The organism is Nostocoides australiense Ben110, assembly GCF_001050535.1.
GTDB classification, from domain to species: domain Bacteria; phylum Actinomycetota; class Actinomycetes; order Actinomycetales; family Dermatophilaceae; genus Nostocoides_A; species Nostocoides_A australiense.
Genome location: NZ_HG764815.1, coordinates 4,245,294 through 4,246,422, shown reverse-complemented (window position 1 = coordinate 4,246,422; position 1,129 = coordinate 4,245,294). Strand labels below are relative to the sequence as shown.

The window sequence follows — 1,129 nt, the reverse complement described above, 5'->3', positions numbered from 1 at the left end:
GCTCGTCGGCGACTTCGAGGCCGCCGAGGCCGAGGCCGACGTGGCCGCCGGCCGCACCCCCCATGTCTGGGAAGAGACCCACCCCGACCGCGGCTCGGAGGCGGCGCTGACGAGTGCGCAGGCTGACGTCGAGGCGTCGGATGCCGATGCCGACCCCGAGCCGGGCAGCGCGCCGGAGCTCGTGGCGGACCCGGACCTCGAGACGGACCCGGACTTCGTGGTGGGCGAGGACGGGGTCATCCCCGGTTCCCGTCTCGCGGGGGATGCCGAGGTGGACGGCCTCGCGGCTGCCGAGGCCGAGGCCCGCGCCGCGACGGCGGACACCGAGATGCCGAGCCTGGACCTGCCCGACCTGAGCGCCGACGCCGACGACTTCGACCTGCCCGAGGACGGCACGCTTCCCGGCATGACCCCCGATGGCGCCGCAGCGGATGCCGCGGTCGCAGCCGGAGCAGCTGCGCCGTTCGACGCACCTGACGTCGACGCGTCCGAATCGGCTGCCGGTCACGTCGATGCCGCCGGCATGGACAGCGAGTCCACCGCGGCGGCCCACGCCGAGATCGACGCCGCCGGCCTCGACGAGGCCGGCTCGTTGCCCGAGGTGGACGCCACCGGCTTCGACGTGGCCGGCGACGGCGCCGACGGTCCCTATGTCGACGCCGCCGGCCTCGACGACGAGGCGGCCGAACCGCAGAACGCCGCGCCCGTCCCGGCGCAGGACACCACGGATGCCGAGGACATTGCCGACGCCTGGGCGGCGGACGACGCCGGCACCTCGAGCAGCGACATCGGCATGCAGGCCGAGTCCGCCGAGGCGCCGATGCCGGTCATCCCCGCACCGGAGGAGGCCGAGGCCGAGGAGATCGCCGCCGCGTGGTCGGGCGATGACGCCGACGCCGCCGCCGATGCCCCGGGCGATGCCTCCGTCTCCGAGCCCTCGGCGTCGCACCGCTTCGGCCTCGGCGAATCCGCCGGGTTCGACGCGCAGGGCGGCGACCTGCAGGCGGACCTGAGCCTCGAAGGCGAGCGGGCCAGCGCAGTCGATGCTGCCAACGCCGCAGCCGAGGAGCACCTGGCGACGGGCGCCGAGGTCTACGGCGAGGAGCCCGAGGCCGACCGGCCCGACTGG

Annotated in this window: 1 pseudogene; it reads left to right on the top strand. The window is 75.7% G+C overall.

Annotation, left to right across the window (positions count from 1 at the left end):
- Positions 1-1,129: pseudogene (locus tag BN11_RS24525) on the top strand (hypothetical protein); the annotation flags it as partial.